Below are 16,883 nucleotides of genomic sequence, written 5' to 3' on the forward strand. Positions count from 1 at the left end.
TTTACTTTTGGTTCAGAATTAAAAATTAAGAATATGTCACACGGATTACTCAAAGGAAAGAAAGGAATTATTTTCGGTGCGCTAGACGCCAATTCAATTGCCTGGAAAGCAGCAGAAAAATGCCACGAAGAAGGAGCGGAATTTATTTTAACAAACGCACCTGTTGCACTTAGAATGGGCGAATTGAACGGTTTGGCCGAAAAAACAGGTTCTGAAGTTGTCGGAGCAGATGCCACTTCTATGGAAGACCTTTCCAATTTGTTTGACAGAGCGATCGAGAAATTCGGAAAAATTGACTTCATTTTGCATTCTATCGGGATGAGTGTGAATGTGAGAAAAGGAAAACATTATACCGATTTGGATTATAATTTTTTGACCAAAGGTTGGGACATTTCGGCGGTTTCTTTCCACAAAGTGATGAAAACAGCTTGGGACAAAGACGCGGTGAACGAATGGGGAAGCATCTTGGCTTTGACCTATATCGCAGCGCAACGTACTTTTCCGGACTATAGCGATATGGCGGATAACAAAGCTTATTTGGAGTCGATTACCAGAAGTTTTGGTTACTATTGGGGAACGGAAAGAAATGTACGTGTCAACACGATTTCTCAGTCTCCAACCGCAACTACAGCCGGTCAAGGCGTGAAAGGATTTGGTGGATTTATGAAATTTGCTGACGAAATTTCTCCGCTTGGAAATGCCACTGCGGAAGATTGTGCTAACTATATAGTGGCCATGTTCTCTGATCTGACCAAACGTGTGACGATGCAAAATCTTTACAACGATGGCGGATACAACAACACCGGAATTTCGCAGAAAGTTGCAGATCGTTTTCAGTAAAAAATTGAAATCATTATATTTTGAAAGTCGGTTTTATGCCGACTTTTTTATTTTCTAAAAGTTTTTGGCGAATTAATTGTACATTCAACATTCATTAAAATGCGTCATCATGGGATTCTTTCAAAACATCAAACAAGGTTATCGACTTTTCCAAAAAATCGATATGAATCAATTGGCCAAACTAAACGAAAAAGTAAATCTGGCAGAAGCCATGGAAAAATTTGCGCAACTGGATGACAACCAATTGAATAGTTTGATGAAAATGTTGAATTCGACTAAAAAGAAAAAAGAACTGCCCGAAATCAATCCCGATTTTTATGAATTGAGCGATAAACTCACACCTGATCAGCGCGCCTTACAATTGAAAGTTCGGAATTTTATGGAAACGGAAGTTGCGCCTATTGTGAACGAATATTGGTTAAAAGATGAATTTCCACATGAACTCATCCCAAAATTTGGTGCACTCGGACTTGCTGGTGTGACCTATGAAGGATATGGATGTCCCAATTTACCATTTTTGATGGAAGGTGTACTGGCAAATGAAATGGCGAGAGTGGATGCTTCGATCGCTACCTTTTTTGGGGTGCAAAGCGGATTGACGATGGGATCCATTTATCTCTGTGGATCTGAGGAACAAAAACAAGAATGGCTTCCGGCGATGAATAAATTTGAGAAAATCGGTGCTTTTGGCTTGACGGAACCGGAAGTAGGATCGGGCGCAGCAGGCGGATTGACGACGACTTGTCAAAAAACGACGGATGGTTGGGTGCTAAATGGTCAGAAAAAATGGATAGGTAATGCGACTTTTGCGGATGTAGTGGTGATTTGGGCGAGAGATTTGGAGGATGGAGAAGTCAAAGGATTTTTGGTCAGAAAAGAAAATCCTGGTTTTTCAGTTGAGAAAATTAAAGGAAAAATGGCGCTTCGAATTGTCCAAAATGGATTGATTACTTTAAAAGATTGTGTAGTAGAGGAGAAGGACCGACTTGCGCATGCCAATTCGTTTAAAGATACCGCAAACGTTTTGCGCATGACTAGAGCCGGTGTGGCTTGGATGGCAGTAGGCTGTGCGAGAGGCGCTTATGAAAATGCTTTGGATTATACACGGAAACGAAAACAATTTGGGAAACCGATTGCTTCATTTCAATTGATTCAAAATCATTTGGTGGAAATGTTATCCAATTTGACCGCGATGCAAACTTTGGTTTTCCGTTTGTCGGAATTGCAGGATGAAGATAGATTGTTGGACGAGCACGCTTCTTTGGCGAAAGTATTTTGTACGTTGAGAACGCGCGATATCGTGCGAGGAGCAAGAGAAGTGATGGGCGGAAACGGAATTTTATTGGAACATAACGTGGCAAGATTTGTGGCGGACGCCGAAGCGATTTATTCGTATGAGGGAACCAAAGAAATTAATACTTTGATCGTCGGACGTTCCATCACCGGATTTAGTGCTTTTGTTTAAATCAATAAAAATAATGTTGTTTGGATTTGTTTTGCCAGCCGGCGTCCGACTTCCATTCGGAGAAATAAATGATAACATCGGCATCGCTTTTCCAATCCGTAAAATAAATTTTCTTTTTGGCGTCCGATTTCCATTCGGTAAAAAACCAAATTCCATTGTTTTGTCCCGAAGCATCGCTTTTCCAATCGGTTTTAAAAACGATTAAATCAGCGTCCGATTTCCATTCGGTTACATAGACAATTACATCGGCATCCGATTTCCATTCGCTACTGAAAATAACTTGGCTGAATAAAGTTTGGAACCCAATAAAAAACACAAAAAACAAAAAGAATAATTTCATCTCAATTACATTCCATCATTTAAAATTAAGAATTTCGCAATGAATATTTTTTATTATTTTTTGTAAATTGGCAATTCAACCAAAAAAATGAAAAAAATGTTTGAAATGTATCAAGACAAAGCCGGAGAATTTCGGTTCAGATTAAAAGCCAATAACGGACAAAATATTTTGGCTAGTCAGGGTTATTCGCAAAAAGCCAATTGTCAAAACGGGATTGAATCTGTGAAAAAGAATTCGCAAGATCCTTCCATGTTTGAGTTGAAACAATCCGATTCCGGAAAATGGATGTTTAATTTGAAAGCCTCCAACGGTCAAGTAGTCGGTACGAGCCAAATGTATGAAAATGAGTCAGGTGCAAAAAATGGAATTCAGTCGGTGGCCAATCATGCTCCAAATGCCACTGTGAAAGAAGTTGAAAATTAATTGTAACATAATAAAATAGATTCTCTGATTATTTCGATCAGAGAATTTTTTATACTCGTAATTTTCCCCGAAAACCACGCGCTGCATAATAAGAATCGGCTCCGTTGTGGTACATAAAAACGGTCCCGTAGCGGCGGTCACAGAAAATGGCGCCTCCTTTTTTTCGGATTTCGTCAGGAGTCAAAACCCAACTGGAAGTTTTTAAATCAAATTCTCCCAATTCCTGTAACTTTCTATAATCGGACTCTGTCAGCATTTCGATGCCTATTTCCTTTGCCACATCCATTGCAGAATTTTTGGGTTTATGTTCTTTTCTCGCATCCAATGCAGCACGGTCATAACAAATACTACGTCTTCCTTTTGGGCTTTCTGCGGAGCAATCTGCGAAAATAAATTCGCCAGAATTTTTATCAAAATCCACTACATCGGGCTCTCCTTCTGTTTTTTCCATTTCGGTTAAAGTCCAAATTTTTTCAGGCCGGGATTCCAATTTTTCTTTGACTTTATTCCAATCTAAACCTTTGTGTCGCTTTTCATTTTTTTCAAATCTGGTTTGCAAAATTTGAAGTATTTCTGTTTTTTCTTTTTCGGACAATTGTTTTTTTGAAGATGCCATGCCATTGGGATTTTGAATTAATTCGAATAAATATAAAGATTTGGTTAAAGATAATTCTCATAGGTGAAAATTTTAACATTTAACGCTATTCCGCTGATAATAAGTTATAGAAAGAAATTCATATATAAAATTTTAAGAGGAAAATTAGAAAATTTTAATAAATATTTAAGATTTAATAAAAAATGGTATTTTTGGCGCTTCTTAAAAACTATTAAATTTAATTAACTATGAAAAAATTGACTTTTATTTTATTGACAGTCGCTTCTTCTTTGGCTTTTATCAATTGTTCAAGTGATGATGATAACGGAAGTGAAGATTGTTTTGATTGTAACATGATCATCACTGCTAAGTATTGTTACACAGATGGTGATGATTTTTACCGTGTAACAGTTGCAGGACAAACTGAAAATGTTCCATTGAATGGAGCGAGCTGGTCTGAGGTTAAATCTGGTTTGGAACAAGCTTGTGATTTAAGCGGATTATAAAATCAATTCAAAATCATAAAAAGCCGTCTCGGTTAGACCGAGACGGCTTTTTTATTTTAAAATTGATAAGAACTCACCAATTCAACCACTCAACAATTTTCCTACTTAATCTCCACCCGTATTCCCTCGCTGTGCGAACTCAATTCCGGCGCATACATATTTTGGAGCGAAGTAATTCCATTGGAGAAATTCCCGGCGTTGTTCGCACGTACATCGTATTCAAACACATAGGTTCCTTTTGGCATACGGTCTATGAAAAAGCTTGTTGCTGCATCACGTGTGCTTTCATAATAGCCCATGCCTTGTTGCCATTTGTAGGAAGATAAAACGTTTACCGGTTCAAATCCGCTCGCACGCATATCTTTGATATGGACGAATTCCATCTCTCTGTCGGTTTGAATTTCCAATCTTACGGTAATTAAATCACCAATCTGAATAGGAGTGGAGCTCGAAATTTTTGTCAAAACCGGACCTTTGTCCGAATTCTTTTTCAGGAACAATTCTTTTCTGAATTTCACTCCGGTTTCGGCAACGGTAATTTTATCCAAATCTTCAAAATATTGCCAATACATTGCTCCCCAAGCCACGCCCGGCGAAGTTTTCTGAACATCAATTGTTGCCATTTCAGGTTTGATTTCAGCTTTGTTCCAACTTGTTTTCACATAACCACTTCCGCTTTGCGGTGCTTTTTCTAGTTTCTTCAAATCTAAATTTTCTCCACCGATTTTCACCGAAATTCCTTCTTCTGCATTTGTCCAATCTTTTCCGGTACTCATTAAGGCAAAAACCGCTTCGGTTGTCGCTTTGGTCGATTCCCATTGATTAGTTTGACGGTTTTTTAAGAGCCATACTTTCATACTTTCTACCGATTCTATATCGTTCATCACTTCATCAAAAGCTTCGATTAAAATCGCTTGGGTTTCAATCGGTGCTTGGTACCAATACCATCCGGCTACGTTCGATTTCCAATACATTCCCATTTCGTCGCTTTCCGTCGAATTATCTTTAATTGATCTCAATAATTTTTCGGCTTTGTCCTTCTGTCCATATCGGTTGTAAATCAACGCCAACATCGCTTGGGTTTGTAAATTCTGACTTAAATCTTCTTTTTCAAATTCCTTCAAAAAGTAATTTTTCAGTTGGGTTCCTTTGTCGTCGAGCGGATATTTCTCCAAGAAATAACTTCGCGCATAGAGATATTGAATCCCGTTATAAATGGAAGGAGTCAACTTTTTATTGGCCAAATATTTATCGTATTCTTTCGCCATTTCCTCATCGATGAAATCAATTGCATTTTCGATGATTTCGTTTACATCCACGTTCAAATTTTCATTCAAATCAATTCCCATTTTCTCCAAATGCCCAAATCCCGAAACGATATGTGTGGTGATGTATCGGCTTTCATCGCCACCGTTGAACCAAGGAAATCCACCGGAATCATATTGTTTTCCTTTCAATTTTTGGAAGGCCGATTGGAGTTCGTTTCGCATTTTATTGAGGTCAAATAAAACGGCAATGCGTTTCATTTGTTCTTCTTCATTTTCCGCTTGTCGTACCCAAGGAGTTTCTTCCAATAACAAAGATTTCAATTCCTCATTTTGTTCCAATTTGGATTTCAATTCGCCTTTTTTATTCCAATCGTCAAAAACCGTTTTGATTTTCGGATTGGAATTGATGATATGCTGCGAAATCAAATTTCCGTATAAACGACTGAAAACCTGCTCCGAACATTCGTATGGATATTCGCGCAGATAAGGAAGTGAGAAAATCGCGTACCAAATCGGATTGGTCGTCATTTCAAATGTCAATTTGAAATTGTCCAATGAATTCGATGCATTGTTTTTCAATTTATCCAACCTAAACGTCTTCGTTTGGTTTTCCCGGATGTAAATCGGTAAAGTTTCCGTTACCATCATTCGGTTGGACAAAATAGGCAAAGCCGATTCTTCACCATCCGAGAAATCGCCTGCCGAAGCGACGATCCGATACACAATCGCCTGATGCGTTTTCGGAATGCTCAGATTCCAAACAACATTTTGAGAATTACCTTGTGAAACACTGATGTTTTGCGTAGCATTGGTGTTCCCAAATTCGGCATCAATCGGCTGCATCGTAAACGCATCAAACAGCATCAATTTGGCTTGACCATTCAGGGCTTTTTCAGAAAGATTGGTGACTTTGGAGGAAAAGGTAATCTGATCGCCTTCCCGTAAAAATCGCGGTGGATTGGGCACCACCATCAAATCTTTTTGTGTTCTGACCATCGCTTCATAATAACCCGTATTCAACTCCGGCGTATGAGCAGTTGCCATAAATTTCCATTGGGTCAAACTTTCCGGAACAGTAAATTGAATTTTGATATTTCCTTTTTCGTCCGTTTTTAATTGTGGGTAGAAAAATGCGGTTTCTTGTAAATTCTTTCTGGCTTGAACTTGGTTTAAATCTTCTTGTCCTTTATTGGTCGTGATGATTATAACTCCATTTGCGCCGCGAGCGCCATAAACCGCAAGTTGGTCAGCATCTTTTAAAACATTAATGGCCAAAAATGAATCCGGATTCAATAGATTCACTTCTTCTTCTGTAATAATTTCACCATCCACAACATACAATGGACTTTTTAAACCACCATTTAATCCGAGAGCACCTCGAATGACTACATTTGAAGAAGATCCAACTTCATATGGAACGCGAGAAACTGTCGCTGCTTCTAATTCCACTTGACCATCAGACGATTCTTCCGCCGCGAGTCCGGCAACTTGACCTTGTAACATATCTGCAACCGTTGGTTCTGAAGCATTTACAGATTTGCGTTTGGACATATACTGTCTTAGCCGATAAACATTCCAACCAAATCCAAACCAGTTGAATTCGTCAAAGGCAAGGTAGTTATTGGATTGATAATATCGATATGGATTTTCAATGATTGGGCTTAAACCAATGTTCATAAAACTTTGATAGGTTTCCCAACCTCTGAATTGAGGTTGATTGGTTCCAATTTTCATCGGGAAATCAATCGAATTGGTTCTGAATTGATCGAGTGAAGCATCGTACATCGTAGCGACCATTTCCGCTAAAACTTTGTCTTTATCGGCTCCGCTAACGGTCAATTCCCAAGTTTCTTCCTGTCCCGGTGTCAATTTATCGCGCAGACTAGAAGTGGTGATTTTCAACGAAGTATCTTTTTGCGGAACTTGGATCGAAAGCGTTCCGGACGCTGCCGTATTGAATTTCCCAAAATAATAATGAACAAACACATTTCCTCGATAGGATTCTTCAATCGGGAAACTGAAGTTTTTGACTTCGTTGTTCAATTGGATTTTTTCTTTTTTGATGATTTTTCCATCATGCTCCAATTCCACCAAAGCTGTTGAATTTTCTGCTGCCGAAGCGAATTGGATTTCGGCTTTGTCGCCCGGTTGAAAGGTTGTTTTGTTTTGATTTACTGTAAATATTTCATTTTCAATCGGTTTTTCTTTTTTGGTTCGAAACAACTGCACCATACGTTCGTTTGGAATCGTGTCTTTATCGTCGATGATGAATCCTTTCAAAATATAAGTACCTTCTTTCCATTTTTTCGGATTGATTTTGAGGGATTTAGAAGAATTCGTATCAAAACTTTCATTTAAAATCGGTGTTTCTTTTTCCCAATTCTCCGGATTCATTTCATCGCCGTAAGGTTCGTGCGGAAAATAATTGACGAATTCTGCTTTTGAATACACTTCATAATTGGTTTGCTGAAAAGGCGTTTTCCGTAATACGCGATCCGGCGGATTGATTTTGGTCAAGGTAATTTTTCCTTTTGCAGGAACGAATTCTCCGCTTAAATTTTGCGTATTGAAAGGAATGGAATCCCATTCATCCAAATTGATTTTTTCTGCAACCGGAATTTCCAATTTGTAACGCAAATCCCCAACGGTAATCGATTGTTCCGAAGTTCGGGTTTCGCCATTGATATCCGTTACTTCAGCGGTTACACGATAAGTATAGGTTCTTGGGCTTCGAGTTTCCTCAGCCCCCAAAACAGCGGGTTTTGCGGTAAATTCCACTTCAAATTTCCCATCGGAATCAGTTGTCGTTTCTCCAAAAGCAATTTCTTCTGCCGGTTCATTTTGCGGATAAGTTCCTCGTTTCCACCAAGGCCAATAGGGATAAATCGCTTGTCTGTAAACCCGGTAAACAACTTTTGCATTGTCCACATTTGCACCGGAAAATGACATCGCTTTTCCTTTTGCGATGACTTTTTGTTCCAACTTAAAGGTTTCTTTGATGGTATCAAATTCGACTTCAAATTTCGGGCGTTTGTATTCTTCCACACTGAAATAATAAGTATCGCCATAATCATCTTCCAGATAATATTCGCCCGTCAAACCACCGTTTGGCAATACAAATTCTCCCGCTATAGATCCAAATTCATTGGTTTTCAATTCCAATGTTGCAATTTCTTCGCCATTTGGATCGTATAAAATGATTTCATTTTCTTCATTTTTTACAGCAGCTCTTTTTCCATCTTGATTTTCCTCGTATACAATCGCTTTGAAATAAACGGTTTGTCCGGGCCGATAAATCGCACGGTCGGTGAAAAATTTGGTAGAAGTATGGGTGGAATTGTCTTTATTTTGGTTGTAATTGTAAAAGTAATGGTTGTATTCAACATTTTCACCTTTGATTTTTAAAGTGTAATTGTTGTAATTAATTTTGGAAGGATTCACATCAGCTTTCCCAAATTCATCTGTCGTAATTGTTTTTGATAAAACCCTTTTTCCTTTTTCCAAGGAATAAATCTCAATTTGTTGATTAACCGCAGGCGTTCCGGTTTTCCGATTGGCAACCAAAATTTCCTGGTTTCGAAATACGATGGAATAATCGGAAACATTTAACATTTGGGATTTTAATACGAAATCTTTTTTATCAAGCTGAAAATCAGATTGATTATAAGCCAATAGGATATAATTCCCCGATGGCAAAGCCTCCATTTTTCCTGTGGTCCTGTGGAATTGGTAATCATCAAAAGAATTTAAGTTGATTGAAAATTCTTTTTCAAGTTTTAAAGAATGGAAAATCGTATCGAGTTTGGTCAAACGATTGTGGTAAGAATTGTTTAGGAAATGTTGAACTTCTTCCATTTGATCTGCTTCTATCCTATAAATTTTAAAAAACAATTGGTTTAAATTTTTATGGGTAACAGAAATTGGATTGACTTGATTTGGAGAAACATAAAACTCTATTTGAATGTCAAAATCAGGTGATTCAATTTTTCCGATGATAGATTTCGCATCTGAACTCAACAAAGATTTAGGGAATTTTTCTGTGATTTCTTTGGCAAATCTTAAAGCATTTTCAGTCAATTCTTTTCGTTTTTCAAAATCATTTTCATCCGAATTATTGACTTGATTTTTATAAAAATTAGCCAATTCCAAAAGCAAATACGCTGTGTAATTTGTTGAAGGAAATTCGGATTTTAATTCCAATAATTTTTGTTCGAATTCCGCATCAGACAAATCCTTTTTGTTGAATTTCAAAAGCTCCAATTTGTTGTACAACAAAGCATCTGCATTGTTTTTTTGTTGGTGAAATGCGATCAAATCCGCATAAATCGCTTTGATTTTTTCTTCTTTGAATTTTTCATCTTCCGCATTGAAATTGGATCGATAATAATAATTTCTTTGCGTTTGGAAGAATTGAATTGCGCGGTGCGCCAAAAGATCATACAAAGTCGGACGGAGATTTCGGGTTTCGGTGGATTTGTTCAACAAATAGTCCCAATTTTCAATCGGTTCATTTTGCAATTCTTTTTGATTTTCAATGGATTTCAAATAGAATTCCGCTGATTTTTTCCGGAAAACAGATTCGGTCCAAAACCGGAAATCCTTTCCGGTGCTTTCTAGAGTTTCGGTTCTTTCGTTGATTTCCCATTGGTTTTCCCGGTAATAGGTTTTGTACAACTCAGCGAGGATGGAATTCAAAATAGCACGATCAATGCTATTGGCCGTTGCTAATTCATTTTCAAAATCCTCAACGATGTCCAGTTCAACATTTTCATCGTCAGAAGTTGCGATGGCAATTTTGGATTTGTACAACAAAGAACGAATAATTTGCTGCGAATTTTCATCCTTTTTGGCTTGCGTATAAATCTCGTTTACAGTAGATAACGTGCTTTTTAACAAACCATTGTCTTCTTGGGTTTCAATTTGTTTCCATCGGGTTTCGTAATCAAATTTTTTCTGTGCCATAGAAAATGAGAAGGTTATTGCCAAAATGAGAAAAATGAACTTTTTCATGAATAAACTGTTTTGTTTAATAGATGCAAAATACGATAAAATGGTTGGGAAAGGAAGATGGAATGTTAAATTCTAAACAAATTGGAAGCGATTCCGTCTGCCAGAAATTTTCCTTTTTCGGTCAAATAATAGATTCCATTTTCAAGTTTCACGGTTCCATTTTCCAAATGAAGTTGGATTTCCAATAGAAATTCGGAAGCAAATTCTTCCGGGAAATTGGTTTTTATTTCTTCGAAATCAAGTCCATAAATGGTGCGCAAACGGATCATGACCAATTCGTTAAATCGATCATTTTCACTTAAAACTTCAATTTCATTAACCAATTTATTTTCAGCTAAATTTTTTAGATAAACCGAATTATTGGCGATGTTCCAACTTCTGTTTTTCCCGTCATAGGAATGCGCCGACGGCCCAATTCCCAGGTAAGGTTTTCCTTTCCAATAGTTGGAATTGTGTTGCGATAAAAAACCGTCTTTTCCGAAATTGGAGATTTCGTAGTGGATGAAATCGTTTTCAGTTAAGGTTTTGACCAAAATTTGGAATTGGTGTTCTTGTTTTTCATCGTCCACATCTTTCAAAATGTTTTTGTCAATTTGATGGGCGAGAACCGTTTTGGGTTCAACGGTCAGCGCATAGGAAGAAATATGTGGAACTTCCAAATCCAGGGCGATTTTCAGGTTTTTCTGCCAATTTTCATCTGAAGTCGTTTGGGCACCATAAATGAGGTCGATGGTAATGTTTTCAAAACCGGCATTTTGAACAGATTTTATAGAATGAAAAGCTTCATTTGCATCATGTGCACGGTTCATGAGTTTTAAATCTTCTTTGAAAAAAGATTGAATTCCGATGCTGAAACGGTTAATGGGAGTCGATTTAATTTCTTTAATTTTAAGAATAGTTAAATCATCGGGATTCGCTTCCAAAGTGATTTCAGGACGAGAAATCACGGAGAAATTAGCATAAATAATTTCCAATATTTGGTTTAACTCATTTAAATCGAGTAGAGAAGGAGTTCCACCACCGAAATAGATGGTTTCAACCGGTTCTGAAATTTCATTTTTCCGCAATTCCAATTCTTTGGTAATCATTTGAACCATCTGATTTTTAGAATTGAGATGGGTAGAAAAGTGAAAATTGCAATAGCTGCATTTCTGTTTACAGAATGGAATGTGGATATATATTCCTGCCATTTGGCAAATGTAGGTACAATCTGTTTTAGGCAATGGAAAATTCGTAGTATGTTTGTAACATTTCAATGAAAAATTGAACCAATTACACGTAAAATTTATAAAAATGAAGAAATTAATTGTACTATTTTCAACAATTGCGTTTCTCGTTGCGCCGTTACAAAAAGCAAAGGCAGACGAAGGAATGTGGTTTTTGATGTTCATCGGGAAGAAAATCGATGATATGCAAAAGATGGGCTTAAAGCTTACTGCAGAAGAGATTTACAGTATCAACAACAGTAGTTTGAAGGATGCTATCGTTCAATTTGGAGGTGGCTGTACCGCAGAGATCATTTCCTCTACCGGTTTGGTGTTGACCAATCACCATTGTGGTTACGGAGCGATCGCTGAATTGTCGACGCCTGAAAATGATCATTTGACCAATGGTTTCTGGGCGAAAAGTCATGCTGAGGAATTAAAACCCAAAAGTTTAAAAGTTCGCTTTTTTGTCCGAATGGATGATGTTTCGAAAAGAATTTTAGGTAAAGTAAATGCTGGAATGACGGAAGATGAGCGCATGGCTGCCATCAATCAGGAAATCGCTAAAATCGAACAAGAAAACAACGAAGGTGGAAAATACACGGTTTCAGTTCGTTCATTTTTTGAAGGAAACGAATACTATTATTTCGTTTACCAAGATTTTCAAGATGTAAGATTGGTAGGAACACCGCCGGATATGATCGGGCGATTTGGAGGAGATACAGACAACTGGGAATGGCCTCGTCATACAGGAGACTTCTCTATGTTCCGTGTTTATACGGACAAGAACGGTAATCCTGCAGATTATTCGAAAGATAATGTTCCAATGAAGCCTAAGCATTATTTGCCGGTAAGTTTGGCAGGATATGAGGAAGGAGATTTCTCGATGATTTTGGGATATCCGGGAAGAACCAATCGCTGGATGCCGGCAGGAGGAGTGGAACAAAATATCAATTATGCTTATCCGGCATGGGTGGAAGGATCCAAACTGGGAATGGATGTATTGAAAAAATACATGGATAAAGATCAAAAAGTACGATTGGATTATGCTTCTAAATATGCAGGATTGGCCAATTATTGGAAAAACCGTGCAGGAATGATTGAAGCTTTGAAACAACATAAAACAGTTGATTCAAAAAGAAAAACCGAGTCAGATTTCACCAAATGGGCTCAGAAATCAAACCGTAAAGCAAAATATGGAGATGTAGTAGAAATCATCGATAATTATTATAGTAAAACCAATGAACAGGCAAGACATAATAATTATTTAATGACGATTTTGCGATCCAGTACTTTTGCTGCTTTACCAGCGAATTTGGGTAGAGCTTTAGAGCAATATGCAAATGAAAATGAAGCCAAAAGAGCTGAAATGCGTCCGGGAATCGAAGAAATGATCAATGGAGTTTTTGAAGGAGCGTATATGCCGTTGGAAGAAGATGTTTTGGCTTCCCAATTGGAATTGTATTATGCAAAAGGAGCAAAAGGCGGTTTGGCTCCGTATGTGAAAGAAATTGGAGATAAATCAAACGGTAAATTTAAGGATTATGTAAACAAAGTTTTTGGAACGAGTATTTTCACCAAGAAAGAAGAATTGTTGAAATATTTGGATAATCCTGTAGCTGCGCAAATTTCAGGTGATGAATTGTATAAATTGTCTACGGATCTAATGACCAGATACCGTGCAGAAACACCGGAGCAAAAAGCTCAAAAAGACAGCTTCAACAAATCTTTCCGTTTGTTGGTAGAAGGATTGAAAGAGTCTGGTTTGAGTCCGATCGAATATCCGGATGCCAACAGTACACTACGTTTGACTTATGGAAAAGTGATCGATCTACCACTTGGAAAAGGAAAAGTAAACGATGCCAAAGACAATTTTTATACGACTTTAAAAGGGACCATCGCCAAACATAAAGAAGGTGATGATGAATTTGATGCTCCGGATCGTTTAATTGATTTGTACAATAAAAAAGACTATGGTCAATATGCTGATAAATCAGGGGAATTGCGTGTGAACTTTTTGACAGATCACGATATCACGGGAGGAAATTCAGGTTCGCCGGTATTGAATGGAAAAGGAGAGTTAATCGGATTGGCATTTGATGGAAACATCGAAGCGATGGCAGGAGACGTTATTTTTGATCCGAAATTACAACGTACGATTTCTGTTGACATTCGCTATGTTTTGTTTGTAGTTGATAAATTTGCGGGAGCAAAAAATATCATCGATGAACTGACCATCGTGAAATAAACTCACAAAACACAAACTATAAATCTCGCTCAAAAGGCGGGATTTTTTTTATTTATCAAATATTTTACTCACCGATGTAAACAAATGAAATTGCTTATCGGTAAAATCATATTTAGGCTCAATTTCTTTTATTATCTCTAAATTAAAATCCATAATTATTCTTAAGGTATCAAATTCCTCAGGTAGCCATAACGCGTGTTTTTTATGTGTCAATTTTTCTAAAATTGGAAATGAAATGGAATCATATTCACCTTTTTTTAATTCTATTTTACCGGTTGAATTAATTGTCGTAGTTTTTTTTCCAATTAGTTTGGACGCAATTGTTTTTATAGGTTTGTTCGTTTTATCAAGTAGGATAATGATTTGATAATCAGAATTTTTTCTTCCTGTCAATTTATAATCCAAAAAGAAATTAAAATGCTGAATGTCAATTGCAATAAATATGGTCGTGTCATTTTTCTCTTTCCAATTACCCAATTGAATTTTAGGATTTAAACTATCGCAATCATTTCGAAAACTGAAAGTGTTATCTTGATTGATAAAATATAGAGAACAATTGATTTCTTCTTCTAACATTATTTTATCGACAAACTTATGGTTTACATCCTTGAAGTTTTTTTGAAAATCCAGTTCATTAAAATGAGAGGTACAATTCAAAAGGAGAATTGGAATAATTAGAAGAAAGAATCTCATGATTTTATTTGAATTAGTCAATATTAAGGATAAAAAAATCCCGCCTTTTTCAGCGGGATTTATGTTCAGATTCAATTTTTTATTTTTTCACAATCTTAAACTGAACCGGTTTTTCTTTGAATTTCAATTCGATGATATAAGTTCCTGTCGGATAAGATGATAAATCGAGTTGGGTACTTAAGTCTTTGATGTCTTGATTGGACAACTTTCTCCCTTCCATATTGAAAATACTGGCTTCTAAAATTTCGTTTTTAGAAACGATGTTCAATAGGTTTGTGACCGGATTTGGATAATAACTAAAATCCAAATACGCATCTAAATCATCTACGCCTAACGTCAAACATTCAACTTCTGCTTCCCATCCAGATCTTATAAAAGTATTATTTGAAACGAAATGAAGTGTGATAGCACCAGCTGCATTTGTAGCCTCAAAAGGACCTTCAGAAATACCTAATGTTCCTGTAAGTCCGCCTTCGTAAAGCTCAGGAGCATCAGTGTCGACACCATCATGGATGTACAAGAAATCGTTGTTGTTTTCTACATTAAATGAAGTAAAGGTAATTTTCACATTTTCTCCAGCGTTGGTTGGGACAATTGTACGAACATAATCTTCGTTGTTTGAATATCCGCCGGTTGTTCCTCCTGAGTCTGTTAAAATATCACCGTTACAGAAATCACCGTCTGTTACAAACAATTCTAAAAATTCAACTGTAACCATGTCGCCACAAATTTTACGGATGTAAGCATTGTAAAAAGTGTTGGGTTCTAAATTTTCTAGATTCACTAAATTAGTTGAAGTCTCCGTCCAAACCAATTCATCATTATTGCCTACCGGTCTAACTGCATATTCCCAAGTATCTGCATCTTCGTCTGCATCTACCCATGAAAGAACTGCTTCTGTCATCGTGATATTGGTAATGTTGATGTCTTCCACAGTGTTAAAGCAAACGCTCACACAATCAGTACTTAAACATTCTTGACTGTTAATGTTGTTGATGAGTACTGTTTTTGGTTGGTCACCAAAACCTAGATTAAAATTGATACCAACACTTTGTAAGTGGCAATAACTCATCAAAGTACCTCCTCCAGCCGGACTTCCCGGAAGTGGACAACTACCTTCTACAAATCCTGCACAGCCATCAATTGCCGTATTGTTCCCATTCCAAACACAAGCATGTGTGTGTCGAGAACCCAAAACATGACCATTTTCATGGGTCATTACCATGATCGTCCATGAATAAGTTGGAACATCGCTATACGTAACATTTACACCGGCATAGCTATAATTGTAATCATTACATAAACCATCAATAGTAGCAGCAACACCACCACCTGAATTGTCAAAAGCACCAATTAATTGGCCTACGTCTCCTGCAAAATTAGGTCTAACTTCATTGAACTTATCCAAATATCCACTGGAACCTCCAGATCCTTGATATGGATCTTGGGTTTCCCATATAAAAACATGATTCAATGCAATGGTAATGTCGTCATTGTTGTACAAAGTCATCATGTTATTGAAAGTAGAAGACAACCAATCCATGGTTTCATCTATGCTGGAATCATTGAAGAAATACAAATGATAATCCAATTCATAATACATCGTCACACATTTCTCCGTCATGGAAGATTTTTCAAAATGCATGGACTCTGGTTGGTCGATCGCCGGATCTTTTGCAAAATCATCGGTTTCACAATGCCAGTTTGGTGTTTCAGTCAAATTCATATCAGAATAAACGATATAATCTGATTTGTTATTTTCAGAAGTCAGTTTTCCGACATTTAAATTCCCGAAATCATCTGCAGAAATAATTCCATTAAATTTGTCTTCAAAGAAATTAAAGGAAGCCACAGAATTTGTGTTTCCCTTTACAATTCCTTGATAGTGAATACCAGGTGTATACTGAACATTTTTCTGTAAATTAGTTTCTACATACAATCCTTCTGAAAAAGGATTTACTTTATACAAAACTACATCTACAACGCTCCCATTATAAGGAATGGAAATTTCTATCGTTTCTAATTTTTGTTGATAAATGGACTGAATAGAATTTTGATCAATCGTTGCTAAGGTTGCGTTTTTAACCGCTTTTTCAATTTTTGAATTCTTTTTAGTTGTAATGTTTAAAACATTAAACTTTTGAAAATTAACTTTTTGTGTTTCTAAATGTGTAATTTTCTGAGCAATTGTCTTGGGAGTTTGCGCAAAGATTCCGATGCTCATCAGAATAAAGCAAACCATTAAAGATTTTTTCATGTATTAATTTTGTCGCCTAAATTAGAAAAAAAA

Annotated in this window: 11 protein-coding genes; 5 read left to right on the top strand and 6 right to left on the bottom strand. The window is 36.8% G+C overall.

Annotated features, from left to right (window positions below):
• Positions 1 to 33 precede the first annotated feature (33 nt).
• Positions 34 to 840: an enoyl-ACP reductase FabI gene (locus HU137_RS08365; protein ID WP_182043391.1), complete on the top strand. Its 807-nt coding sequence runs from the start codon at positions 34 to 36 to the stop codon at positions 838 to 840.
• A 163-nt stretch (positions 841 to 1,003) separates the two neighbouring features.
• Positions 1,004 to 2,305 (top strand): acyl-CoA dehydrogenase family protein, encoded by a 1,302-nt coding sequence (locus HU137_RS08370; protein WP_394367605.1) that lies wholly within the window; start codon positions 1,004 to 1,006, stop codon positions 2,303 to 2,305.
• A gap of 1 nt (position 2,306) precedes the next feature.
• Here the strand turns inward: HU137_RS08370 and HU137_RS08375 are convergent, their stop codons facing one another.
• A complete protein-coding gene (locus tag HU137_RS08375) occupies positions 2,307 to 2,645 on the bottom strand; it encodes a DUF6150 family protein (RefSeq protein WP_182043393.1) in 339 nt (112 codons plus the stop codon).
• Between the two features lie 96 nt (positions 2,646 to 2,741).
• Here HU137_RS08375 and HU137_RS08380 point away from each other — a divergent pair, with 96 nt between their 5' ends.
• Positions 2,742 to 3,068 (top strand): YegP family protein, encoded by a 327-nt coding sequence (locus HU137_RS08380; protein WP_394367606.1) that lies wholly within the window; start codon positions 2,742 to 2,744, stop codon positions 3,066 to 3,068.
• A gap of 49 nt (positions 3,069 to 3,117) precedes the next feature.
• Here the strand turns inward: HU137_RS08380 and HU137_RS08385 are convergent, their stop codons facing one another.
• A complete protein-coding gene (locus HU137_RS08385; protein ID WP_182043395.1) occupies positions 3,118 to 3,684 on the bottom strand; it encodes a DUF4256 domain-containing protein in 567 nt (188 codons plus the stop codon).
• A 227-nt stretch (positions 3,685 to 3,911) separates the two neighbouring features.
• Between HU137_RS08385 and HU137_RS08390 the strand changes: the two genes are divergently transcribed.
• Positions 3,912 to 4,169: a hypothetical protein gene (locus tag HU137_RS08390; RefSeq protein ID WP_182043396.1), complete on the top strand. Its 258-nt coding sequence runs from the start codon at positions 3,912 to 3,914 to the stop codon at positions 4,167 to 4,169.
• A gap of 101 nt (positions 4,170 to 4,270) precedes the next feature.
• Here HU137_RS08390 and HU137_RS08395 read toward each other — a convergent pair whose 3' ends face one another.
• Positions 4,271 to 10,399, bottom strand: a complete 6,129-nt coding sequence (locus tag HU137_RS08395; protein ID WP_182043397.1) for an alpha-2-macroglobulin family protein — start codon at positions 10,397 to 10,399, stop codon at positions 4,271 to 4,273.
• 113 nt (positions 10,400 to 10,512) lie between these two features.
• On the bottom strand, positions 10,513 to 11,637 hold the full coding sequence (gene hemW / locus HU137_RS08400; RefSeq protein ID WP_182043398.1) for a radical SAM family heme chaperone HemW: 1,125 nt from the start codon (positions 11,635 to 11,637) through the stop codon (positions 10,513 to 10,515).
• A gap of 103 nt (positions 11,638 to 11,740) precedes the next feature.
• Between hemW and HU137_RS08405 the strand changes: the two genes are divergently transcribed.
• On the top strand, positions 11,741 to 13,900 hold the full coding sequence (locus tag HU137_RS08405; protein WP_182043399.1) for a S46 family peptidase: 2,160 nt from the start codon (positions 11,741 to 11,743) through the stop codon (positions 13,898 to 13,900).
• A gap of 48 nt (positions 13,901 to 13,948) precedes the next feature.
• On the opposite strand, the gene HU137_RS08410 is transcribed toward HU137_RS08405, so the two are convergent.
• Both HU137_RS08410 and HU137_RS08415 read right to left on the bottom strand, forming a co-directional pair.
• A complete protein-coding gene (locus HU137_RS08410; RefSeq protein WP_182043400.1) occupies positions 13,949 to 14,614 on the bottom strand; it encodes a hypothetical protein in 666 nt (221 codons plus the stop codon).
• Between the two features lie 58 nt (positions 14,615 to 14,672).
• Positions 14,673 to 16,850 (bottom strand): M12 family metallo-peptidase, encoded by a 2,178-nt coding sequence (locus tag HU137_RS08415; protein ID WP_182043401.1) that lies wholly within the window; start codon positions 16,848 to 16,850, stop codon positions 14,673 to 14,675.
• Positions 16,851 to 16,883 lie beyond the last annotated feature (33 nt).

It is taken from the genome of Moheibacter lacus (assembly GCF_014042165.1).
GTDB lineage: Bacteria > Bacteroidota > Bacteroidia > Flavobacteriales > Weeksellaceae > Moheibacter > Moheibacter lacus.